Source organism: Acidovorax sp. NN32, from assembly GCF_057597245.1.
In genome coordinates this window covers 5,100,483-5,120,254 of sequence record NZ_CP199679.1, presented here as the reverse complement: position 1 = coordinate 5,120,254, position 19,772 = coordinate 5,100,483, and the positions used below count along the sequence as shown (strand labels likewise).

24 protein-coding genes are annotated in these 19,772 nt (G+C 63.2%); 9 read left to right on the top strand and 15 right to left on the bottom strand.

Going from position 1 to position 19,772, the window contains the following annotated elements:
* Positions 1 to 12: 12 nt before the first annotated feature.
* Genes ACT89O_RS23745 through ACT89O_RS23735 form a run of 3 tightly spaced genes read left to right on the top strand, consistent with a single transcriptional unit; the run spans position 13 to position 1,795 of the window.
* Positions 13 to 555 carry a DUF3833 domain-containing protein gene (locus tag ACT89O_RS23745; RefSeq protein WP_228897185.1) on the top strand — a complete coding sequence of 181 codons (543 nt, stop codon included), beginning with the start codon at positions 13 to 15 and terminating at the stop codon, positions 553 to 555.
* The gene (locus tag ACT89O_RS23740; protein ID WP_121508179.1) at positions 552 to 1,334 is read left to right on the top strand and encodes an SDR family NAD(P)-dependent oxidoreductase; all 783 of its coding nucleotides are present in this window, start codon (positions 552 to 554) and stop codon (positions 1,332 to 1,334) included. Before ACT89O_RS23745 ends, ACT89O_RS23740 begins: the two co-directional genes overlap by 4 nt.
* Positions 1,335 to 1,339: 5 nt before the next feature.
* Complete coding sequence (locus ACT89O_RS23735; RefSeq protein ID WP_487261368.1) at positions 1,340 to 1,795, top strand: nuclear transport factor 2 family protein; 456 nt, start codon at positions 1,340 to 1,342, stop codon at positions 1,793 to 1,795.
* A gap of 30 nt (positions 1,796 to 1,825) precedes the next feature.
* Here ACT89O_RS23735 and ACT89O_RS23730 read toward each other — a convergent pair whose 3' ends face one another.
* From ACT89O_RS23730 to ACT89O_RS23695, 8 genes are all read right to left on the bottom strand, one after another.
* Positions 1,826 to 2,731, bottom strand: coding sequence for a sugar phosphate isomerase/epimerase family protein (locus ACT89O_RS23730; RefSeq protein ID WP_487261367.1), 906 nt, complete (start codon positions 2,729 to 2,731; stop codon positions 1,826 to 1,828).
* A 15-nt stretch (positions 2,732 to 2,746) separates the two neighbouring features.
* Positions 2,747 to 3,646: a VOC family protein gene (locus ACT89O_RS23725; protein ID WP_487261366.1), complete on the bottom strand. Its 900-nt coding sequence runs from the start codon at positions 3,644 to 3,646 to the stop codon at positions 2,747 to 2,749.
* 36 nt (positions 3,647 to 3,682) lie between these two features.
* A complete protein-coding gene (locus ACT89O_RS23720; RefSeq protein ID WP_487261365.1) occupies positions 3,683 to 4,543 on the bottom strand; it encodes a shikimate dehydrogenase in 861 nt (286 codons plus the stop codon).
* A gap of 131 nt (positions 4,544 to 4,674) precedes the next feature.
* Complete coding sequence (locus ACT89O_RS23715; RefSeq protein WP_487261364.1) at positions 4,675 to 5,679, bottom strand: TRAP transporter substrate-binding protein; 1,005 nt, start codon at positions 5,677 to 5,679, stop codon at positions 4,675 to 4,677.
* A gap of 72 nt (positions 5,680 to 5,751) precedes the next feature.
* Positions 5,752 to 7,032: a TRAP transporter large permease subunit gene (locus tag ACT89O_RS23710; protein WP_487261363.1), complete on the bottom strand. Its 1,281-nt coding sequence runs from the start codon at positions 7,030 to 7,032 to the stop codon at positions 5,752 to 5,754.
* Positions 7,033 to 7,055: 23 nt separating this feature from the next.
* Positions 7,056 to 7,643, bottom strand: a complete 588-nt coding sequence (locus tag ACT89O_RS23705) for a TRAP transporter small permease (protein WP_487261362.1) — start codon at positions 7,641 to 7,643, stop codon at positions 7,056 to 7,058.
* A gap of 181 nt (positions 7,644 to 7,824) precedes the next feature.
* Complete coding sequence (locus ACT89O_RS23700) at positions 7,825 to 8,541, bottom strand: TetR/AcrR family transcriptional regulator (RefSeq protein WP_228897191.1); 717 nt, start codon at positions 8,539 to 8,541, stop codon at positions 7,825 to 7,827.
* 69 nt (positions 8,542 to 8,610) lie between these two features.
* On the bottom strand, positions 8,611 to 9,225 hold the full coding sequence (locus ACT89O_RS23695) for a glutathione S-transferase N-terminal domain-containing protein (protein WP_055394547.1): 615 nt from the start codon (positions 9,223 to 9,225) through the stop codon (positions 8,611 to 8,613).
* Positions 9,226 to 9,344: 119 nt separating this feature from the next.
* Between ACT89O_RS23695 and purB the strand changes: the two genes are divergently transcribed.
* Together purB and ACT89O_RS23685 are read left to right on the top strand one after the other, a co-directional pair.
* Positions 9,345 to 10,724 (top strand): adenylosuccinate lyase, encoded by a 1,380-nt coding sequence (gene purB / locus ACT89O_RS23690; protein WP_121421591.1) that lies wholly within the window; start codon positions 9,345 to 9,347, stop codon positions 10,722 to 10,724.
* A gap of 79 nt (positions 10,725 to 10,803) precedes the next feature.
* Positions 10,804 to 11,364, top strand: coding sequence for a YaeQ family protein (locus ACT89O_RS23685; RefSeq protein ID WP_008903834.1), 561 nt, complete (start codon positions 10,804 to 10,806; stop codon positions 11,362 to 11,364).
* A 75-nt stretch (positions 11,365 to 11,439) separates the two neighbouring features.
* Here the strand turns inward: ACT89O_RS23685 and ACT89O_RS23680 are convergent, their stop codons facing one another.
* Positions 11,440 to 11,745, bottom strand: a complete 306-nt coding sequence (locus tag ACT89O_RS23680) for a putative signal transducing protein (protein WP_055394551.1) — start codon at positions 11,743 to 11,745, stop codon at positions 11,440 to 11,442.
* 94 nt (positions 11,746 to 11,839) lie between these two features.
* The gene (locus ACT89O_RS23675) at positions 11,840 to 12,280 is read right to left on the bottom strand and encodes a DUF3717 domain-containing protein (protein ID WP_055394553.1); all 441 of its coding nucleotides are present in this window, start codon (positions 12,278 to 12,280) and stop codon (positions 11,840 to 11,842) included.
* Positions 12,281 to 12,767: 487 nt separating this feature from the next.
* On the opposite strand from ACT89O_RS23675, the gene ACT89O_RS23670 reads away from it, so the two are divergent.
* The 3 genes from ACT89O_RS23670 (at position 12,768) to ACT89O_RS23660 (ending at position 14,479) form a co-directional block, all read left to right on the top strand.
* A complete protein-coding gene (locus ACT89O_RS23670) occupies positions 12,768 to 13,502 on the top strand; it encodes a TerC family protein (RefSeq protein WP_055394555.1) in 735 nt (244 codons plus the stop codon).
* Between the two features lie 78 nt (positions 13,503 to 13,580).
* Positions 13,581 to 14,039: a hypothetical protein gene (locus ACT89O_RS23665; protein ID WP_218300852.1), complete on the top strand. Its 459-nt coding sequence runs from the start codon at positions 13,581 to 13,583 to the stop codon at positions 14,037 to 14,039.
* Positions 14,040 to 14,125: 86 nt separating this feature from the next.
* On the top strand, positions 14,126 to 14,479 hold the full coding sequence (locus ACT89O_RS23660) for a phage holin family protein (RefSeq protein ID WP_055394559.1): 354 nt from the start codon (positions 14,126 to 14,128) through the stop codon (positions 14,477 to 14,479).
* Here the strand turns inward: ACT89O_RS23660 and ACT89O_RS23655 are convergent.
* Complete coding sequence (locus tag ACT89O_RS23655; RefSeq protein ID WP_487261361.1) at positions 14,447 to 16,003, bottom strand: M48 family metalloprotease; 1,557 nt, start codon at positions 16,001 to 16,003, stop codon at positions 14,447 to 14,449. The genes ACT89O_RS23660 and ACT89O_RS23655 overlap by 33 nt on opposite strands.
* 100 nt (positions 16,004 to 16,103) lie before the next feature.
* Between ACT89O_RS23655 and moaC the strand changes: the two genes are divergently transcribed.
* Positions 16,104 to 16,613 carry a cyclic pyranopterin monophosphate synthase MoaC gene (moaC, locus tag ACT89O_RS23650; RefSeq protein ID WP_218300853.1) on the top strand — a complete coding sequence of 170 codons (510 nt, stop codon included), beginning with the start codon at positions 16,104 to 16,106 and terminating at the stop codon, positions 16,611 to 16,613.
* Between the two features lie 24 nt (positions 16,614 to 16,637).
* Here moaC and tfpZ read toward each other — a convergent pair whose 3' ends face one another.
* The 4 genes from tfpZ to ACT89O_RS23630 form a co-directional block, all read right to left on the bottom strand.
* Positions 16,638 to 17,426, bottom strand: a complete 789-nt coding sequence (gene tfpZ / locus ACT89O_RS23645) for a TfpX/TfpZ family type IV pilin accessory protein (RefSeq protein ID WP_255577799.1) — start codon at positions 17,424 to 17,426, stop codon at positions 16,638 to 16,640.
* A gap of 42 nt (positions 17,427 to 17,468) precedes the next feature.
* Positions 17,469 to 17,999: a pilin gene (locus ACT89O_RS23640; RefSeq protein WP_487261360.1), complete on the bottom strand. Its 531-nt coding sequence runs from the start codon at positions 17,997 to 17,999 to the stop codon at positions 17,469 to 17,471.
* A gap of 128 nt (positions 18,000 to 18,127) precedes the next feature.
* The gene (locus ACT89O_RS23635) at positions 18,128 to 18,673 is read right to left on the bottom strand and encodes a pilin (RefSeq protein ID WP_487261359.1); all 546 of its coding nucleotides are present in this window, start codon (positions 18,671 to 18,673) and stop codon (positions 18,128 to 18,130) included.
* A gap of 295 nt (positions 18,674 to 18,968) precedes the next feature.
* Complete coding sequence (locus tag ACT89O_RS23630) at positions 18,969 to 19,766, bottom strand: 3',5'-cyclic-nucleotide phosphodiesterase (RefSeq protein ID WP_176887511.1); 798 nt, start codon at positions 19,764 to 19,766, stop codon at positions 18,969 to 18,971.
* Positions 19,767 to 19,772: the final 6 nt, after the last annotated feature.

Sequence of the window (19,772 nt, the reverse complement as noted above, 5' to 3'; positions counted from 1 at the left end):
AGGCCCACCACCATGATGCAAAGACGTCTCCTCCTTTCGGCCGCTGTGGCCGCACCTATGGTGCTGTCTGGCTGCGCCAGCCAGAACCTCGATGGCTACGCCAGCGAAAAACCGGTGCTGGACCTGGCCCAGTATTTCAACGGCAAGATCGACGCCTACGGCATCTTCCAGGACCGCAGCGGCCAGATCGTCAAGCGCTTCACCGTGGTCATGGACTGCAGCTGGAAAGGCAACGAGGGCGTGCTCGACGAAGCCTTCACCTACTCCGACGGCACCACGCAGCGCCGCATCTGGCGGCTGACGAAGCATGCCGACGGCCGCTACACCGGCACCGCCGACGATGTGGTGGGCACGGCCAACGGCCAGACGCGTGGCAACGCCTTCCGCTGGAACTACACGCTGGCGCTGCCCGTGGATGGCAAGGTCTACAACGTGGACCTGGACGACTGGATGTACCTCATTGACGACCGCGTGATGCTCAACCGCGCCACCATGAGCAAGTTCGGCGTGCGCTTGGGCGAGATCACCCTGTCCTTCACCAAACGCGCACCATGAGCCTCAACCCACCCCTGCGCGACTGGCATGGCCGCCGGGCCTGGCTCATCGGGGCCAGCAGCGGCATTGGCCGGGCCACAGCGGCTGCGCTGCATGCGCGCGGCGCGCAGGTCATCGTGTCGGCGCGCAGTGGTGATGCGCTGAACGCCTTTGCCCGGCAGCACCCCGGCAGCACGGCGCTGGCTTTTGACACCGCCGAACCGGCACAGGTGCAGGCCGCCGCCGCGCAGGTGCTGGCGGGTGGTGTTCCCGACATGGTGTGCTATTGCGCGGGCTACTACCGCGACATGCGCGCCACCGACTTCGACCTGGACGTGATGCTGCGCCACGAGCAGATCAACTACAACGGCGTGCTGCATGTGCTGGCTGGCGTGTTGCCCGCCATGCTGACCGCAGCGCAGGCCGGGCGCCCGGGCCATGTGAGCCTGATCAGCAGCGTGGCGGGCTTTCGGGGGCTGCCCAAGAGCCTGGCCTATGGGCCGACCAAGGCGGCGCTCATCAACCTGGCCGAGGCGCTCTACCTGGACCTGCATGACCTGGGCATGGGCGTGAGCGTGATCAACCCGGGCTTTGTGGCCACGCCGCTCACGGCGGGCAACGACTTCACCATGCCGGCCCTCATCTCACCCGAAGCTGCGGCAGCTGCCATCGTGCAGGGCTGGGAGCGGGGGCATTTCGACATCCACTTTCCCAAGCGCTTCACGCGGGTGATGAAACTGCTGCGCGTGCTGCCGTATCGGTGGTACTTTCCGGCGGTTCGCAAATTCACAGGTCTTTGAACGGTATGCACCCACCGGAAACCACGATCGCTACGGAAGAAGCCGTTATGCGCGTCATTGCGTTCTTTGAAAACCTCTCACCCGCCGATGTGGCGACCATCGGGCAGTTCTACGCACCCCAGGCGCGCTTCAAGGATCCGTTCAACGAGGTCGTGGGCGTAACCGCCATCCAGGGCATCTTTGCCCACATGTTCGAGGCACTGGAGCAGCCGCGTTTTGTGGTCACGGGCCGCGTGGTGCAGGGGCAGCAGTGCTTTTTGACCTGGGACTTCCTGTTCGCCTTCAAGGACTTCCACAAGGGCGTGACGCAGACGGTGCGCGGCGCCTCGCACCTGGTGCTGGACGAACAAGGCCTGGTGAGCTTGCACCGCGACTATTGGGACGCCGCCGAAGAACTGTACGAAAAACTGCCCGTGGTGGGCGCGCTGATGCGCTGGCTCAAGAAACGCGCCAACAGCTGATCGTTGGCCGCTGACGCTTTGACGCGTTGGTCACGCCAGGGTCTTGATGCGCGGGTGTCCGGGCAGCGGCACGGCGCGCTGCAGCACCCCCTCCGCCAGCCACAGCGCACTGTTCCACGCCCGCTGTGCCACATAGGGCAGGGGTAGCTGCTGGTAGTCGTCGTTGAAGACCTCGAAGCTGTAGTCGCCCTGGTAGCCCATGCCATCGAGCGTGCGCACCAGCTCGGCCAGCGCCTGGCTGTGCACGCCTTCGCCAGGAAACACGCGAAAGTGCCGGGCCGTGTCGATGCGCTCCTGCACCGTGCGGGTCTCCTGCCACATGAAGTCTGACAGCTGCACCAGATAGATCTTCTCGGGGTCCACATCTTCCAAGGCCGAGAGCGGCGTGCTGGTGGCGAACTGGTGGTACGAATCGATCGCAAGACCGAGGTTGGGGCAATCGGCCTGCTCCACTGCGGCCCAGGCCTGGTGCACTTCGTTGATGTGGCGGCCCCACGAGAGGCCTTCAAACGCCACACGGATGCCATGGGGCAGCGCCAGCAGCGCAAGCTTGCGCAGGTCGCGCGCAATCGCCTCGGCATCGGCCGTGGCGTGGGATGAGGTGGAGCTGCAGGCCAGCAGCACGGGCGCGCCCAGGTCGCGCGCCATCAGGATCATCTGCTTGGCAATGTCCACCTTGTAGCTGTGCAGGTGGCCCGACAGGCCCTCGAAGTCGCGCAACACCTGAAAGCCCGTCACGCGCAGGCCGCTGTTGCGCACCGCGTCCACAGCGGCTTCGATGCCCTCAGGGTGGCCCACGATGTCGCGCGCGGCCAGCATGATCTGGCCGAAGCCGGCGGCTTTCACGGCGGCCAGCTTGGCCTCCAGTGGGCCCGCCAGGCTGATGGTGTCCATGCCGAAATCAGCGACGTTGCGTTGCATGGTGGATTGGCGCATGGGCGGTCTCCTGGCTCAGCGGGCGCTGCGCACCAGCTCGAAGCTGGGCGAGGCCGCATCGGCACGCGTCAATGCACCGCGCGTGCCGGTGTGCACGCCCGTGGGCGACTCGACAAACTCCACGCCGCGCGCACGCAGCGCTTGCACCGTGGCCAGCACGTCGGGTGTGCCAAAGGCCACGCGCTGCAGCAGCTCCTCGGGGTCGGCATCCAGCGCATCGACCAGCGGTTCAATCAGCTGCCAGTGCAGCGTGCCGCAGGGGCTGGCCAGGATGCGGCCATGGGTGAGCACGCCAAACGACTGGTCGGGTGCCAGCTCGGCAAAGCCGAACAACTCCGCGTAGAAGTGAATCCAGTCTGCTGCGCGGCCCAGGCCGATGTACTGCACCACGCCAAACAGGTGCAGGCCCTGCAGCGCGGGCGGGCGCGGGTTGACGGTGGGGATGGGCACAAAGTCCACGTCGTAGATCGAGAACTCCTTCCAGCGGTCCACAAAGTAGATGCGGCTCGCGCCCACGCCGTGGATGGCGGGGATGTTCAGCTCCATCACCTCGACCTCGGTGTGCACGGCCCACGCGCCCAGTTCCAGCACGCGGCGAAATGCTGCGGCTGCGTTGCCCACGCGGAAGGCGATGGCGGCCAGCACCGGTGTTTCCGTGAGTGCGGGCGGCGCATGCACGCCGGTGCGTTCGGTGTCCTGGTGCGCGTTGACGATGATGTTCATGTCACCCTGGCGGTACAGCAGCACCTCGCGCGAGCGGTGGCGTGCCACGGGCTGAAAACCCATGCGCTCCAGCGCCTGACCCAGCGCCTGCGGCCGGCTGGTGGCGTACTCAATGAACTCGATGCCCTGCAGGCCCAGGGGGTTGGGCATGTCGCCTAGCGCTTCGCGGGTGGCCACCATCGGGGTGCTCATGGGTTCAGCTCCTTGTGTTGTCGTGCGCTGAATGGGTCAGCGGGCGCTGACCAGGCGGCGGAAATGTGCGTCCATGCGGGCAGCGTCTGGGGTTTCGCCTGTGAACAGCTCAAACGCCCCCACGGCCTGGCCCACGGCCATGCCGCCGCCGTCCGATACCCGGCAGCCCAGCGCGCGCGCGGCCTGCACCAGGGCGGTGTCGAGCGGGAAATACACGACTTCGGACACCCACATGGCGGGGCGCAGCAGGCCCACATCCAGCGGCAGGCCCGGCAGCTTGTCCATGCCCGTGGGCGTCGCGTGGATCAGGCCGGTGGCCTGCGCCATGGCCGATTGGATGTCGGAGGCTTCGGCACGGGCTCCGTAGAGCGCATTCACGTCGGCTGCCAGTTGTGCGGCGCGTTCAGGTTGTGCATCGACGATGCTCAGATGCTGTGCACCCAGGCGCAGCACTGCGTGTGCAATGGCAGCGCCTGCGCCGCCCGCGCCCAGCAGTACCACGCGGCGCAGGTCAGCGCCGGGCAGTGCGCGGGTAAAGCCCCAGGCCCAGCCCGATCCATCGGTGTTGTGCCCTACCAGTTGTCCGTCGCGGATGACCACCGTGTTCACTGCGCCCATGGCGCGCGCTTCCTCGGACAGGCTGTCGAGGTGAGGGATCACGGCCTGCTTGCAGGGGTAGGTCACGTTGCAGCCCGCATAGCCCATGATGCGCGCCGCAGACAACAGCGTGGGCAGATGCTCCGCCGACGAAGCAGAGCGGTCCAGGTCGATGAGCTGGTAGTGCAGACGCATGCCGTGGTGGCGCGCCTCTTCCTCGTGCAGGGCCGGCGACAGCGACTTCTGGATGCCGGCGCCGATCAGCCCGATCAGCACCTTGCGGGGGCTAGTGGAAGACATGGTGGACGTGGTGGGGATGACCGGGGGATCGAGGAGCTGGAGGCTCATGGGGCGGGCGGAATGCGGGGTGAGCGCGCTGCCGGGTTGGTGGTGTGTTCACCGCACGGCAGCGCAGGGGTTGCAGCGGTTGCTTACTTGCCGCCGCGCAGTTTGGCCAGCGTGGAATAGACCTCTTGCACGGTCTCGGCGCCCACCTTCTCGCTGTGTTTTTCAACGACGGGTTTCACCTTGGCGCGCAGCTTGTCCAGCTCGGCAGGCGAGAACTCGGACACCTGCATGCCCGCCTTCTTGAGGTCGTCAAGTGCCACGTTGGCCTGAACACGCGACACGCCGCGCTGGAAGGTGGTGGCTTCGGCCATCGCGTCGTTCAGCGCCTTCTGGTCAGCGGGGTTCAGGCTGTCCCAGAACTTCTTGCTCACGATCACGGCCTGGGGGTTGTACATGTGGCGCGTGACGGTGAGGTACTTCTGCACCTCGGCAAACTTGGACGACAGGATGGTGGAGAACGGGTTCTCCTGGCCGTCCACGGCCTTCTGTTCCATGGCGGTGTACAGCTCGGGGAAAGGCATGGGCACGGCATTGGCGCCCAGCGCGTTGAAGAGGTCGATGTAGATCGGCGACTGGATCACGCGGATCTTGAGGCCTGCGATGTCTTCGGCTTTGGTAATTGGGCGCTTGCTGTTGGTGAGGTTGCGGAAACCCAGCTCCCAGTAGCCCAGGCCCACCAGGTTCTTGGCCTGCAGCTTGTCGAGCAGCTTCTTGCCGAAGGGGCCATCGGTCACGGCATCGGCCTCTTGCGGGGACGCGAACAGGAACGGGAAGTCGTAGATGCCGAATTCCTTGGACTGCGCGGCCAGGATGCCGGCGTTGAGCACGGTCATCTCCACCGTGCCGCCCTGCAGGGCCGACACGGTCTGCAGGTCACCGCCCAGCGTGCCACCGGGGAAGAGCTTGACGGCAATGCGGCCGTTGGTCTTGGCCGCCACGAGGTCGGCAAACTTTTGCGCGCCCTGGGCCTGGGGGTGGTCCTTCTGGTTCTGGAAGGCAAACTTGATGGTGCGCTCCTGGGCGTGTGCAGCGGGCAGCAGCGACGCGGCAACGAGGGCGGTGGCGAGCAGGGTTTTGAGCAGCTTCATGGAAATGTCTCCTTGGGTTTTAGGCGGGGCAGAAACGGAGCGGAAAGAAAAGGGCCGGGGCGCAGACTGGGGTCAACCACTCAACCAGCGCAGCGGCACCATGACGATGGAGGGGAACAGCACCAGCAGGAACATCACGGCCAGCTGGGCCAGCATGAAGGGCGTGACGCCGCGTGTGACCTGCGACATGGACATGCGCCCCACCCCAGCCACCACGTTGAGCACCGTGCCCACAGGTGGGGTGATGAGCCCGATGGCGTTGTTGATGATGAAGAGCACGCCGAAGTACACCGGGTCGATGCCTGCGGCCTTGACCACCGGCATCAGCACGGGCGTAAGGATGAGGATGGTGGGCGTCATGTCCATGGCCGTGCCCACCACCATGACCAACAGCATGATGGCGATCAGCAGCAGCGTTGGGTTGCCCATGAAGGGCTCCAGCATGCCGATGACCTTGGAGGGCAGGTCGGCCACCGTGATCAGCCAGGCGGACACCATGGCGGCAGCCACCAGGAACATCACCACCGCGCTGGTGCGGGCCGAGGCGCGGAAGATGTCGGCCAGCTGTCGCCAGCTCAGCTCGCGGTAGACCACCATGGACACGAACAGCGCATACACGGCGGCCACCACGGCGGCTTCGGTGGGGGTGAAGACACCCATGCGCAGCCCCACCAGGATGATGATGGGCAGGCCCAGCGCCCACACGGCTTCGCGCAGGGCCACGGCCAGTTCGGCACGGGTGGCCCGCTTTGGGGGCGCCACATCTTCGCGCCGCACGAGCCACCACCAGGTGAGGGCCAGCGCCAAGCCCAGCAGGATGCCCGGCACGATGCCTGCCAGAAACAGCTTGCTGATAGACACGTTGGCCGCCACGCCAAAGATCACGAAACCGATGGACGGCGGGATCACCGGGGCGATGATGCCGGCCGACGCAATGAGCCCGGCCGAGCGTTCCTTGTTGTGGCCCGCAGCCACCATCATGGGCAGCAGCAGGGAGGCCAGCGCTGCAGCATCGGCCACGGCCGAGCCCGATACGGCGGCCAGGATCACCGCCGCCATGATGGCCACATAACCCAAGCCGCCGGGCACATGGCCGACCAGCGTGAGCGCCAGCTTCACGATGCGCTTGGACAGGCCGCCCACATTCATGATCTCGCCCGCCAGCATGAAGAAGGGCACGGCCAGCAGCGGAAAGCTGTCGGCGCCGTTGATCACGTTCTGCGCCAGGATCTGCGCGTCGAACAGGTCCAAATGCCACATCAGCGCCACGCCGCTGATGAGCAGCGCAAACGCGATGGGAATGCCGATCGCCATGGCGAGCAGCAGGGAGCCGAGGAAGATGGTGACGGTCATGGTGGAGAGCCTGTGCGGAGGGTTCAGGGGCGGTGGCTGCCGGGCGCTTCGTGGGATGCATCGGTGCCCGCAGGGCGGTGCGCCAGGGCCGCCAGTTCTTCGCTCTCCTGCACCATGACCAGCTCGTGCTCAGCCAGCGGAACGAACAGCGTGCGCAGCAGGTCGTGCAGCAGGATGGCAATCCCCGACCCGCCCATCAGCACGCCACTGGCGTAGAAGATGCCCACCGAGGCGCCGGTGACCGGGGCTTCGGTCTCCCAGTTGATAAGCATCTGGGCCCAGCTGCCACTGAGCAGTAACCACGACACATACAGCATGGCGAGCTGCGCCAGCACCAGGCAGGCCTTCTTGCCCACAGCGGGCAGGCGCGACACCAGCGCATCCGTGCCCAGGTGGCCGTGTTCGCGCAGCGCCACCACGGCGCCCATGAAGGTCAGCCACACAAACAGCCAGCGCGAGAGTTCTTCCGACACCGTGATGCCGGAGTTCAGGGTGTAGCGCAGCACCACGTTGCCAAACACCAGCACCACCATCACCGCCAGGCACAGGCCAGCCAGTACATCCAGCACGCGGGTGTATCCCCGCAGCACGCGGTCGGCCAGTGCAAACATGGTGTCTCCAGTCGTTGTATTGAAACGCTGGAAGAATTTTGTACGAACTGGTTAGTATTTGATCTAGGTGCAAACCCTGCATGGTTTGTCATGGCAGCACGCAGCCATGCACGGCGCGCGCGCAGGGTGCTGATGAGGAGCTTTTTGACGCGGGCCGGTGTGCGCGCCAGGGCCGGGAAGGTCAGGGCCGCAGAAAGCGCACGATCATCTCGATGATCGATTCACGGCGTTGCGCCGTGGCGGCGGGGGTGTCGAGGGAGCGCTTGAAAATTGCGCCAAAGGTGTGGCGGTTGGCCTCGTTGAAAAAGCACAGGGCCGAGATGGACATGTGCAGGTCCACCGGGTCCACGTCGGGGCGGAACACACCCGCCGCCACGCCACGCTGGTACACATCGCGCACGGCATGGATGACGGGGATGTTCAGTTCCTGGATCGTGGCCGACTTGGTGATGTACTCGCCCCGGTGCATGTTCTCGTTCATCACCAGGCGGATGAAGTCGGGGTTGGCGAGCTGGTAGTCCACCGTGAAGCCCACCAGCGTGCGCAGGGCCTGCTCGGGCGCCAGGTCTTCCAGGTGCAGCTCCGATTCGATGCGCCGGATGCGGCGGTAGGCCTCCTCCAGCACCGCGACATACAGACCTTCCTTGCTACCGAAGTAGTAGTAGATCATGCGCTTGCTGGTGCTGGTCAGTGCCGCGATCTCGTCGATGCGTGCCCCGGCCAGGCCCTTGTCCGCAAACTCTGCCGTGGCTACCTGCAGGATGTTGGCCATCGTGCGGTCGGGGTCGTTGACGCGCACCCTGTCCGCTCCGGGCGTGGTGGCGGCCTCGCGCGCCGCGCGCTGGCGGGTGGCCCGCACATCGCCGGGTTTCGGAGGGTTTTGAACCATTTCGTTCATAAGCGCCCAAGCATACGGCAAGCCAGGCGCAGGGGGTTCAAAAAACCAACGCCCGCTCTCGCTGGCCGCTCAGGACGGCTTGGTATCGGCGAAGCTCGGGCGCAGCATCAGCTTGTCGAGCAGCTTGCCCAGGTTGGGGTACTCGCTGCGCCAGGCGATGTCGGGGAAGCGGAATTCCAGCCAGCCCAGGGCGCAGCCCACGGCGATGTCCGACAGACTGAGGTGGATGCCGCTGCAATACGGCTTGTCGCCCAGGCCCTGGCTCATGGACTTGAGGCCGTCGTTCACCTTGATCAGCTGGCGGTCGATCCAGGCCTGGCTGCGCTCGCTGTCCTTGCGGTGGGCCCAGGTGGCTTCCAGGCGGGCCAGGATGGCGGCATCCATCACACCATCGGCCAGTGCCTCCCAGGTCTTGACCTCGGCGCGTTCGCGGCCCTGCGACGGGATCAGCTTGCCCACGGGCGACAGGGTGTCGAGGTATTCGACGATCACGCGGGAGTCAAAAACGGCCTCGCCGCCTTCCATTACCAAGCAGGGCACTTTGCCCAAGGGGTTGGAGGTGGAAATATGGGTGTCGTCTGCCCAGACGTTTTCTTGCACGAACTGGTAGTCGAGCTTTTTCTCGGCCATCACGATACGTACCTTGCGTACGTAGGGGCTGGCGGTGGCTCCGATCAATTTCATGGTGTGTCTTCCAGGGCGCGGGATAGGCTGAACGATTCGAGATTGATTCTATCGGCAGCTGCCCGCCCGCAAGCTGACGGCTGCGTGGCGCTTACACACCACGCCTACAATGGCGCGCCATGAGCCTGTCCACCATTACCGCCCTGTCGCCGCTTGACGGCCGTTACGCCAGCAAACTTGCCGCCCTGCGCCCCATCATGAGCGAACACGGCTACATGCACCGCCGTGTGCAGGTGGAAGTGGCCTGGTTCATTGCCCTGTCGGATGCCGGTTTTGCCGAGTTCAAGCCCCTGACCACGGGCGCCCGCGCCTATCTGCTCGGCCTGATCAAGAACTTCTCCGAAGCTGACGCCGCCGCCATCAAAGAGATCGAAAAAACAACAAACCACGACGTCAAAGCCGTCGAATACTGGATCAAGAGCAAGTTCGAGGCGCGCCCCGAGCTGGAAAAGGCCTCCGAATTTGTGCACTTTGCCTGCACCAGCGAAGACATCAACAACACCAGCCACGCGCTGCAGCTGCGTTCGGGCCGCGACCAGGTCATCCTGCCGGGCCTGGACCGCATCGTGCTCAAGCTGCGCGAAATGTCGCACGCCTTTGCCGACGTGCCCATGCTTAGCCGCACCCACGGCCAGACCGCCAGCCCCACCACCGTGGGCAAGGAAATGGCCAACGTGGTGATGCGCCTGCAAACGGCCTGCGAGAAGATCGCCGCCGTCAAGATCATGGGCAAGATGAACGGCGCCGTGGGCAACTACAACGCCCACCTGTCCGCCTGGCCTGAGTTTGACTGGGAAGCCTTCAGCAAGAAGGTCATCGAAACGCCCGAACCGCTGGGCCTGGGCCTGACCTTCCAGCCGTACTCGATCCAGATCGAGCCGCACGACTACATGGCCGAGCTGTTCGATGCCGTGGCCCGCGCCAACACCATCCTGATCGACCTCTCGCGCGACATCTGGGGCTACGTGAGCCTGGGCTACTTCAAGCAGCGCCTGAAGGCGGGCGAGATTGGTTCCAGCACCATGCCGCACAAGGTCAACCCGATTGACTTTGAAAACGCCGAAGGCAATCTGGGCCTGGCCAACGCGCTGCTCAAGCACCTGTCTGAAAAGCTGCCCATCAGCCGCTGGCAGCGGGATCTGACCGACAGCACCGTGCTGCGCAACATGGGCGTGGCCCTGGGCTACGCGGCGCTGGCCTATGCCTCTCTGTTGACCGGCCTGAACAAGCTGGAGCTGAACGAAGAAGCGCTGGCCGAAGACCTGGATGCTTCGTGGGAAGTGCTGGCCGAGCCCATCCAGACGGTGATGCGACGCTTTGGTGTGCAGGGCGCTTACGAAAAGCTCAAGGAAGTCACGCGCGGCAAGACCGTGACGGCCGAGGCGCTGCACGGCCTGATCGCCTCGCTGGAAATCCCCCAGGCCGAAAAAGACCGCCTTCTGGCCATGACGCCCGGCAGCTATGTGGGCAAAGCCGCCGAACTCGCACGGCGCGTCTAGCCTGCAGATTTATAGCCTTTCTGGCCTCCAGCGCTTGTAGATAAAGCGCTGGCAGCTATCTATTTAGTAGTGAGGCTGCATGGCCATCAAATCCACCATCTTCAAGGCGAACCTCCAGATCGCCGACATCGACCACGGCTATTACGCTGACCACGCCCTCACGCTGGCGCGCCACCCCAGCGAGACCGACGAGCGCATGATGGTCCGGCTGGCTGCTTTGGCCATCCAGGCGCACCAGCTCAACGACCTCTGCAACGGCGACGCCACGCTGGCATTTGGTGCGGGTCTGTCGGACCCGGATGACCCGGATGCCTCGCTCACCGACTTTACCGGCCGCAAGCGCGTGTGGATTGAGGTGGGCCAGCCCGAAGACAAGCCGCTCACCAAGGCCTGCAGCAAGGCCGATTCTGTGATCGTCTACTGCTTCAACCACGCCGCAGAGATCTGGTGGAAAGGCATCGAGACCAAACTGTCACGCCTGGAAAAGCTGCAGGTCTGGCGCATCCCCACGGAGGCATCCCAGGCACTGGCGCAGCTGGCCGAGCGCAGTATGCAACTGCAGGCTACGGTGCAGGAAGGCGCGATCACCCTGAGCAGCACGCAGGGCAGTGTGCATGTGGAGCCCGTGCGCTGGAAGTGACTGGAATACTGGTCAAAATGGCCTCTGGCGCTTGATGGATAAGCGCTAACAGCTATCAATTTGGTAGTTTCTGACTCAGTCTCGTGGCATGAGCGCGCCACACTGCCAGCACTGCTCGAATCCGCCTTCGACCGTCTCGCCGCACTGGCATGCCCAGCGGCGCTGTGGCAAATCCTGAAGCTCCTGCAGCAGCGCGCGTGCGCGGGTGGCGTGTTCGTCGTAGTCCAGCCAGATTTCGGGCAGGCACTGGTCCGGCGGCAGGTGCCCCGCCGCGGCACCCAGATACTGGCGCTGCACGGAGGCCGTCATGCCCGCTTCGCACAACAAGTCCGCCCACAACGTGGCGATGGCGATGTTCGGGGCTTGGGTGAGGCGCAGCATGGGCCCACCATAGCCGTTTGACCGCCGGGCGTACAGCCCCCGTATGTTTGCAGCTTGCGAGGCGGGGCGACGTGTTGAAAAGAAAAGGAGCGGGTTACGCCGCGCCCGCTGGCGCCGGCGCTTTGGAAACCCCTTCGGCCGCCCGTTCTGCATAGCGGTTGAACCGCCACGCAGAGTGCTCCAGCGTGATGCGTCGCCACACCGCGCGTTTTTCGGCAGGGCCCATCGCGGGCCAGAACTGCACTTCGTCAAACGTGCGCCCACACCCCTTGCACAGGTCGTCGCCCTGGCTGGTGGAGCAGATGGCGATACAGGGCGTGTCGGGCGTGGTGCCGTACCAGGCATGCCAGGCATCCAGGGCATCCGGGGGCAGGCGGTCTTCTTCCACCACGTCCTCGCGCCGAAACACCATCTGCGCATAGACCTCTGCCAGCGCGCGGATCTCCGGGGCCAGGGAGACTCCGTCGGGCGAAGGCACCCGGCTGCGCCAGTGGTTGATGGCAGCTTCGATGTCGGTGATGTGGATGGCGGCCATGGAGGTTTGAGCGAAGGGGCTGGATCATAGCCGCGTGGACAAGGCAACCCTGGCAAAGGTGTTTTGCAGGGAGCTTCGGCCCCTTTTTGGCAGCCTTAGAGGGGCGTGTACGCAATAACCACAATCGTGCTGCCCTTGCGCGACCGTGCGGGCGATGTTCCAATCGACGCTTCGAAGGGGAGTAGCTCCCGACTTGCATTCCGGCATTGCCAAATTTTGGTGCGTGGGGGCGCGAGGCATCGGAACCGTCGTCAGTACGAAGCGAAACATCGCTTCCGGCGGTCCGGGTTCAGCGCATACCGCAAGGGCGCCGGGCTGAGCAAGACCTTTGATGGGCCCGCTGGGGCTGATCAAGGCCGTCCTTTCGTTGCTTGCCCTGTCAGGGCAGTCCTTGATCCCCCGACCGCAGGCCCTTTATCCCTTGGGTGGACTCGGCGCTACAGTGGCGGCGAACTCCCCCTTCGCGTGTATTGATACTGAGGAATTTATGGACTTTTTGGCTTCGCCCGAATTCTGGCTCGCACTCGGCCAGATCATCATCATCGACATCTTGCTGGGCGGCGACAACGCGGTGGTCATCGCGCTGGCCTGCCGCAAGCTGCCTCCGGCCCAGCGTACCAAGGGCATCATCTGGGGCACTGCCGGGGCCATTGTTCTGCGTGTGATCCTGATCGCCTTTGCGATGACCCTGCTGGCGCTGCCGTTCCTCAAGTTCGTGGGCGCGCTGTTGCTGGTGTGGATTGGCGTCAAACTGTTGGCTCCTGATGAAGAGGGCCACGGCGACGTGCAAGGTAGCGACAAGCTGCTGGCCGCCATCAAGACCATCATCGTGGCCGACCTGGTGATGAGCGTGGACAACGTGATCGCCATTGCGGGCGCTGCGCAGAACGCGGGCGAGCACCAGTTCCTGCTGGTCGTACTGGGCCTTCTGATCTCCATCCCGATCATCGTCTGGGGCAGCCAGCTGGTCATCAAGCTCATGGAGCGTTTCCCGATGATCATCACGGCGGGCGGCATGCTGCTGGGCTGGATCGCTGGCGGTATGCTGGTGACGGACCCTGCTTTCTCGAACCCCGACAAGTGGCAGTGGATGCTGAAACTGCCACAGACAGACATGATCAAGTACGGTGCCAGCGTGGCGGGTGCGCTGCTGGTTCTGCTGGCTGGCAAGATCATCGTTGCGCGCCGCGCGGCGGCGGCACCTGCCGAGCAGCAGGGCTAAAGGCAGACATACGGAACCGACCATTGCAAAAGGGGGCTCTATGCCCCCTTTTGTCCTTGGTCCTCAATGGGAGTCGGTATGGACAGAGTCATCGTGTATGTGGACGACGCGGTTTATGCGCAGCAGGTGCTGGCACCTTTGTTCGCGCGCGACGCGGCTGCCAGAACACAATGGGTGCTGGTGGCCTGCGCGCCACGGATGACCCATCGCATCAGCAAGTGGGTGAGCCACAGCGCCCGTGAAAACTGGCGCGCCAAGTGGGCTGACAAGCTGTTTGCCCAGATCCTTCCCGTGCTGCGGGTGCCCACGGACAGAGTGACCACCGTACTGGCCAAGGGGCCGCTGGCGGAGCTGACCGATCAGTTGCAGGCTGCAGGCGCCTCCGTGGCCCAGGTGGTAGATGCGCGCCGGCCCAAGACGGATTTGGCACAGGAGCCTGCGCCTGTGCGCCCGGACAAAGGCTGGTCGCCAATGCCAGGAACGCTGGGCAGCCTGCTCACGGGTTGCGGAGCGTTGTGGATGCTGGCTTTCGAATAGGCAGTCAGCGCGGGGGCTGACTGCCAGGGGCTTGGCTCCCGTTTTGCGCATTTCTTGGTTCCCTCGGCCGGTGCTATTCTCCGGCCATGAAACTCCTCCTGAAATGGCTTCTCAGCGCTGCATCGCTGCTGTTTGTGGCCTATGTCTACAGCGGTGTGGAAGTGCAGAGCTTCACCTCCGCGCTGATCGCGGCCTTTGTCATTGGCCTGTTCAACGTGGTGTTGCGGCCGGTGCTGGTGGTGCTGACGCTGCCGGTCACCATCGTCACCGTCGGCCTTTTTCTCTTCGTCATCAACGCGCTCATGTTCTGGGCCGCCGCCAGCGTACTGGACGGGTTCCACGTCAATGGCTTCGGCGCGGCACTGCTTGGGTCGCTGATCTATTCGCTGCTGGGTGTGCTGATTGAATCAGCGCTCGGCGGCCTGTTCGCGAAGAAGTGACTCCACCGCGCGCAGCCGGGTGTCGATGATGGACGCCTCAATGTGGTCCACCTGCGGTCCACCCCGCCGTGCCAGATCCTGGCCCGCCTTGAAGCGGTCTACCGCAGCCGCATAGTCATAGCGTGCGGCGTGGGCCTCTGCCTCGGCGCGCACTGCGCGCAGGGCTTGGCCTTGAGCCTGCCAGGTGGATGCTAAAAGCTGCCACGCCGTCGCATCCCGGGGGTGCGTGGCCACCCAGGTTTGCAGGGCGCTGGTTCCTTCACCAGCGCGCCCAGCGCGCAGCAAGGCCTGTGAGCGCAAAACCAGTTCAGGGCGCCGGTTGCTGCTGCTGGTGTTGTTCGCATCGGCAGCCAGCGCGTTGACTGCGGCCGCAGCGTCGCCTGCTGCCAGTTCGATCTCCGCGGCGAGCAGCTTTGCAAGCCGGTGGGCAGCGGCATCATTGCGCACCAGGTCCGCCAGCTTCTTTGCGGCAGTGCGGGCACCTGCAGCGTCCCGAAGCTGGTTGCTGCCCAGCGCAGCCGCGTACAGCACGCCCACACGCCGGGAGGCGGGCAGGGCTGCAAAACCGGAACCTTGCGGCTCGGCAATCCACTGGCGCAAGGTGTCCACGCCGGGGTTGGCCAATACCCGGGCACGCGCTGCAACCATGGCGTGTTCCAGAGTCGATGGCACTGTGGCCGCTGCGGCGGCCTCTCCGGGCGGAAGGCGCGAATGCATGTCTGCCATGCGCTCGGTGGTCAGCGGGTGGCTGCGCAGATATGGCCACGAACCGTTGTCGTTGAGCCGGTTGGCCTGCTGGAGCTTGTCGAACATGCTGACAAAGCCCTGCGGTGCAAACCCAGCGGGGGCCATCAGGCCATAGCCAATACGGTCCGCCTCGCGCTCCATGTCGCGCGAAAAGTTCAGCTGGTTCTGCATGGCCAGCGCCTGCCCCCCCACCACCAGCGCCTGCGTAGCGCCCGGATTCTTGCTGGCCGCCAGCGCGCCCAGAATCATCGCCCCCAGCAGCAGGGGCGTCTGCTTGCTTTGCTGGGTGATGAGGCGCGAGATGTGGCGCTGGGTGACGTGGCTGAGCTCGTGGGCCAGCACCGAGGCCAGCTCGTCGCGGGTGGTAACGACCCCAATCAGGCCAAGGTGCACGCCCAGATAGCCGCCCGGCAACGCAAACGCGTTCACCGTGCGGTCGCGCCCCAGCAGGATCTCCCACGCGAAGCGCTCATCCAGCTCCGGCGAGAGCTCCCCACGCGCCTTGGCGGCAGCCATCAAAGGGCGCCAGATACCTTGCACATAGTCGGCAATGACAGGGTCGTCGATGTAGTCGGGGTCTCTGTAGAGTTCGCGGATGATGCGGTCACCCAGGCGGCGCTCGGCGCTGGTGGTGAGGTCGCTGGGGTCGCCGAGGGTGGGCAAGGCCGTCTGGGCACTCGCCACTGGTGCGTACAAAATGCTGTTTGCTATAAAAATTATAGCTATTAGCGCTTTCTGAACAAGCGCTACAAGCCATTTTTGTTGAAATTTTTGCACGAAGGTCCTTTGTCCACCCTCAGGGCCATGCACATGCGTTGCCCTGTACGGCTAACGCCTTATGATGCCTTCGCCCCAAAAACGTTTCGCTCCATTGTCCATGTCCACCCCCGCCTCACCCCTCACCCACTTCGATGCCCAAGGCCAAGCCCACATGGTGGACGTTGGCGCCAAGGCCGCCACCCACCGCGTGGCCGTCGCCACCGGCCGCATAGAGATGCAGCCGGAAACCTTGGCCTTGATCGAATCTGGGACTGCCAAAAAAGGCGACGTGCTGGGAATTGCACGCATTGCAGGAATCATGGCGGCCAAAAGGACGAGTGATTTGATTCCGTTGTGTCATCCGTTGGCGCTCACCCGCGTGGCTATTGAATTTGAAGCGACTAGCACCCGTCAGGTGGGCGCTATCGGCATATTTTGCTCTGCTACGGTAGAAACTGTGGGTCCCACCGGCGTGGAGATGGAAGCCCTGACCGCGGTCCAGGTAGCCTTGCTCACCATCTATGACATGTGCAAGGCCGTTGACCGGGGCATGTCCATCCACGATGTGCGCGTGGTGGAAAAGCATGGCGGGAAATCGGGGAGTTTTGTGGTTGGCGTGGCGGGCTGAGTTGTTACCGAGGCATTCGCGCCATCAGAAAAATCCATCAACGCGGGCGTAAGACACGGGCAAGGCAGATGCTTTGTGAAGCAAAACTACCCAATCAGAGCTACGCCCCGCTGTCAGCGGCAGCCAGAGCAGATCGGACTCAGGGGATTTAGCGGCTCGTACTGCAGCGTCTATTCGTTCTGCATCTGCTGGACGATTTGCTCTCAAGACGGCTATTGAACGCCCCGCCTTCAGCACTTCCGGAACCGACAGATCATATGTTTGCCACCAGTCCGGCCGCAGCGAAGGCTCCAGCCCTTTCAGTGACAGGTCGATGCTTTCCATCATCTCCTGATTGTCTTTGGGTTGCCGGATGCCTACGAGTACTGGCCCCGTCCAGGGGAGCTTATGAAGGCCCTTGACTGCAAGCTCCAACTGGGCGGGGTTGATTTCCGACGCCGAAACCAAGCGGATCCGGTCCACCTCGAACACCAAGCGTACTGGCCGGGTGTCCGTCACGGTGCTCATTCCGTAGGTCAGCGCTGCAACCTGCACCAAACCGACTAGTGACATGTCTAGGGTCAGTTCTTTTGCCGACTTAGCTGGATTCCACAACACCAGGGTCAGCAACGGTCCGCACACCACGTCCACCCCTATTACCAACCAAAACAGTTCACGGCCTGACACGATTTCATAGAACGGCCAGGGATACCAAACATAAAAAACCAGAACTGCGGCCAGCGTCGCTACCAAGATGGTCACGAGCAAGTGTGTGGCCGCAGCCTTCAAGGCCGCCCGGTAGCGGATACGCATTGGAGAAAAATAGGCCAACATCAAACGTAAAGAATGCAAACCCCTATAAACCACAGCCGCATATCAGAGGGGATAGCGGCAATTGGCCGGCACGTAGCGGAAGGCGGACGTCAAGGCCACTCCACAACCCCACACTACAGGAGCTCTTGCGGCTAGCGGCGCAGCAGGGACCCCCGCGTTACTCACCGTACCGCTGCCGGGGGTCAGAACCAGCGGAGTCCCCAATACTGAACCCACGCCACCCCCAAAGCTGATCGTAATGCGGCCTTCGGGCAATACGGGCGCGGCGACATCGGCGATGGCGCCAATGGCAATCGAGGTGACATGTGTACCCGGGGTGTATTGGAAACCATAACTGCCCGCCACCGGGGCACCCGTGCCGGGGTAGGGCAAGATGCCACCGCTCGGCACTGTAAAGAACGAATCCACCACCGCCGTCTTGGCCGTGCCTGCCAGGCTAAGGCCTTCCGTCACCCGGGCACGAATGGTGTAGTCTTGATACATGGGCAGAGCCACCGCCGCCAAAATGCCGATGATGGCTACCACGATCATTAACTCGATCAAAGTGAATCCCGATTGAAGGTGCTTTTTCATGCCTTCTTCCTCCATACAGCCGAAGTAGCACTTGACTTGAATGAGTGACGAATGAAAGTACAGCGGCATTCAAATGTGTTTCGCCAAAAAAAAGGCCGCACAAGGCGGCCTCTCTCATCTCGTCAATATTAGAGATTGTTAAAGCGGCAGTTTGCCGGAACATACTTAAAAGATGCGGTGGCAGCAATGCCGCAACCCCACACAACTGGAGCACCTGATACCAAAACGGCAGACGGCACGGCGGAATTGGTGACTGTGCCAGAGCCGGGGGTCAGCACCAGTGGGTTGCCCAAAGTGGTGCCAAGGGTGCCGGCATAAGTAATGGTGATCCGACCAGAAGTTGCTGTGGGCGCAGCGACGGCAGTTTCCGCAATCGCAATCGTCGCCACATTGGTGCCGGCGGTATATTGATACCCATACGTTGTGTTGCCAAGCGCGGGAGCGGTAATCGGACCGACGCCTCCATAGGCTTCAATAGTACCTTGCGTGGTATTCGCAAATGTTTCCGCAACTGCCGTCTTCGCGGCCGATGCCAAGCTCAGGCCTTCAGAAACCTTGGCGCGGATGGTGTAGTCTTGGTACGCAGGCAGCGCCACGGCAGCCAGAATACCGATGATGGCTACAACGATCATCAGTTCGATGAGTGTGAAACCCTTTTGCAGATTACGCTTCATAAGAAACTCCTTGGAGGTCGATTGCAATTAACAACCTGCAGAAGAATTCTCCAGGTGTGATCTGGATACAGCATTTCTCGTGCCAGCTGGATGCTCCTGCAGGCACCGGTCTCTACCCTTCATGAACCCGGCTCGCTGTATGGTTACATGCGTCAATATCCGGCTGCAGCAGACCATAAGTGACATTTTTGTCCCGTCACGACTGTCGCTAAGTGCATATTTGGTTGCAAGCTGTGCGGGATTTGTCATTGATGCAGAGCGGCACACGAGAGGGCGGTGGCGCGAACAACGCTGGCTACAAGGTGAATTCCTGCCCTGCCTGTAACCACTGAATGCTGAATGGGGAACTCTCGTCCGAAGGTTTGGCGGCCTCGTCTGCGAGCAGCTTGCGTATCTCGCCCATGATGACTTCCGTTTCAGCCGGCTTGGTGTGGGTGATGTACACCTGACAGCCCAGCTGTTCGCACAAGCGCAGTTCTGCCAGCAGCGTCTGTGGCGACAGGTGCAAGCTACGCCGGGCCAGTGCGCTTTCACGTTCGCTGAATGCGGTTTCCATGACGAGCATGGAAATGGGCAGCTGGTTCACACGCTCCCAGAAGGCCGGGTTTCGTTCAGTGTCGCCGCTGAAGACCCACCATCCTTTGAGTCCCTGAACGGCGTAGCCCACGGCGGGCACGGTGTGGACGGCCGGAAGGGCCTCCACGACCACTCCAGCGGTGGTGCATTGTTCGCCCACATTGAGCGGACAAAACCGCATGAATGGATAGTCTGCCGACGGGATGCACGAGAAGTCGGGCCAGATGATATTGTTGAAGATGTGTGTGCGCAGCACCTCAATGGTCGGCGGCAAAGCGTGAATGTGTACAGGGGCTTGGCGAAGCGACGACACGGCATCGAGCATCAGCGGCAGCGCTGCAATGTGGTCCAGGTGTGAATGCGTGAGAAACACGTGGTCGATCTTGCGCATCTCGTCCAGTGTGAGGTCGCCCACGCCTGTACCGGCATCGACCAAAATGTTGTCGTCGATAAGGAACGAAGTGGTCCGGCAATCTTTGGCGATGGCTCCGGAGCAACCCAGCACACGAACCTTCATGGGCCA

Coding starts and splice junctions, on each gene's coding strand:
- ACT89O_RS23675 (WP_055394553.1), bottom strand. CDS start 12,280: ATGGCCGCCATCCACATCACCGACATCGAAGCTGCCATCAACCACTGG.
- ACT89O_RS23705 (WP_487261362.1), bottom strand. CDS start 7,643: ATGTTTGCACTGGCCGACCGCGTGCTGCGGGGATACACCCGCGTGCTG.
- purB (WP_121421591.1), top strand. CDS start 9,345: ATGAGCCTGTCCACCATTACCGCCCTGTCGCCGCTTGACGGCCGTTAC.
- ACT89O_RS23640 (WP_487261360.1), bottom strand. CDS start 17,999: ATGAAAAAGCACCTTCAATCGGGATTCACTTTGATCGAGTTAATGATC.
- ACT89O_RS23725 (WP_487261366.1), bottom strand. CDS start 3,646: ATGAGCACCCCGATGGTGGCCACCCGCGAAGCGCTAGGCGACATGCCC.
- ACT89O_RS23670 (WP_055394555.1), top strand. CDS start 12,768: ATGGACTTTTTGGCTTCGCCCGAATTCTGGCTCGCACTCGGCCAGATC.
- ACT89O_RS23660 (WP_055394559.1), top strand. CDS start 14,126: ATGAAACTCCTCCTGAAATGGCTTCTCAGCGCTGCATCGCTGCTGTTT.
- ACT89O_RS23715 (WP_487261364.1), bottom strand. CDS start 5,679: ATGAAGCTGCTCAAAACCCTGCTCGCCACCGCCCTCGTTGCCGCGTCG.
- tfpZ (WP_255577799.1), bottom strand. CDS start 17,426: ATGTTGGCCTATTTTTCTCCAATGCGTATCCGCTACCGGGCGGCCTTG.
- ACT89O_RS23720 (WP_487261365.1), bottom strand. CDS start 4,543: ATGTCTTCCACTAGCCCCCGCAAGGTGCTGATCGGGCTGATCGGCGCC.
- ACT89O_RS23630 (WP_176887511.1), bottom strand. CDS start 19,766: ATGAAGGTTCGTGTGCTGGGTTGCTCCGGAGCCATCGCCAAAGATTGC.
- ACT89O_RS23685 (WP_008903834.1), top strand. CDS start 10,804: ATGGCCATCAAATCCACCATCTTCAAGGCGAACCTCCAGATCGCCGAC.
- ACT89O_RS23635 (WP_487261359.1), bottom strand. CDS start 18,673: ATGAAGCGTAATCTGCAAAAGGGTTTCACACTCATCGAACTGATGATC.
- ACT89O_RS23695 (WP_055394547.1), bottom strand. CDS start 9,225: ATGAAATTGATCGGAGCCACCGCCAGCCCCTACGTACGCAAGGTACGT.
- ACT89O_RS23740 (WP_121508179.1), top strand. CDS start 552: ATGAGCCTCAACCCACCCCTGCGCGACTGGCATGGCCGCCGGGCCTGG.
- ACT89O_RS23730 (WP_487261367.1), bottom strand. CDS start 2,731: ATGCGCCAATCCACCATGCAACGCAACGTCGCTGATTTCGGCATGGAC.
- ACT89O_RS23665 (WP_218300852.1), top strand. CDS start 13,581: ATGGACAGAGTCATCGTGTATGTGGACGACGCGGTTTATGCGCAGCAG.
- ACT89O_RS23700 (WP_228897191.1), bottom strand. CDS start 8,541: ATGAACGAAATGGTTCAAAACCCTCCGAAACCCGGCGATGTGCGGGCC.
- moaC (WP_218300853.1), top strand. CDS start 16,104: ATGTCCACCCCCGCCTCACCCCTCACCCACTTCGATGCCCAAGGCCAA.
- ACT89O_RS23735 (WP_487261368.1), top strand. CDS start 1,340: ATGCACCCACCGGAAACCACGATCGCTACGGAAGAAGCCGTTATGCGC.
- ACT89O_RS23680 (WP_055394551.1), bottom strand. CDS start 11,745: ATGCTGCGCCTCACCCAAGCCCCGAACATCGCCATCGCCACGTTGTGG.
- ACT89O_RS23710 (WP_487261363.1), bottom strand. CDS start 7,032: ATGACCGTCACCATCTTCCTCGGCTCCCTGCTGCTCGCCATGGCGATC.
- ACT89O_RS23745 (WP_228897185.1), top strand. CDS start 13: ATGATGCAAAGACGTCTCCTCCTTTCGGCCGCTGTGGCCGCACCTATG.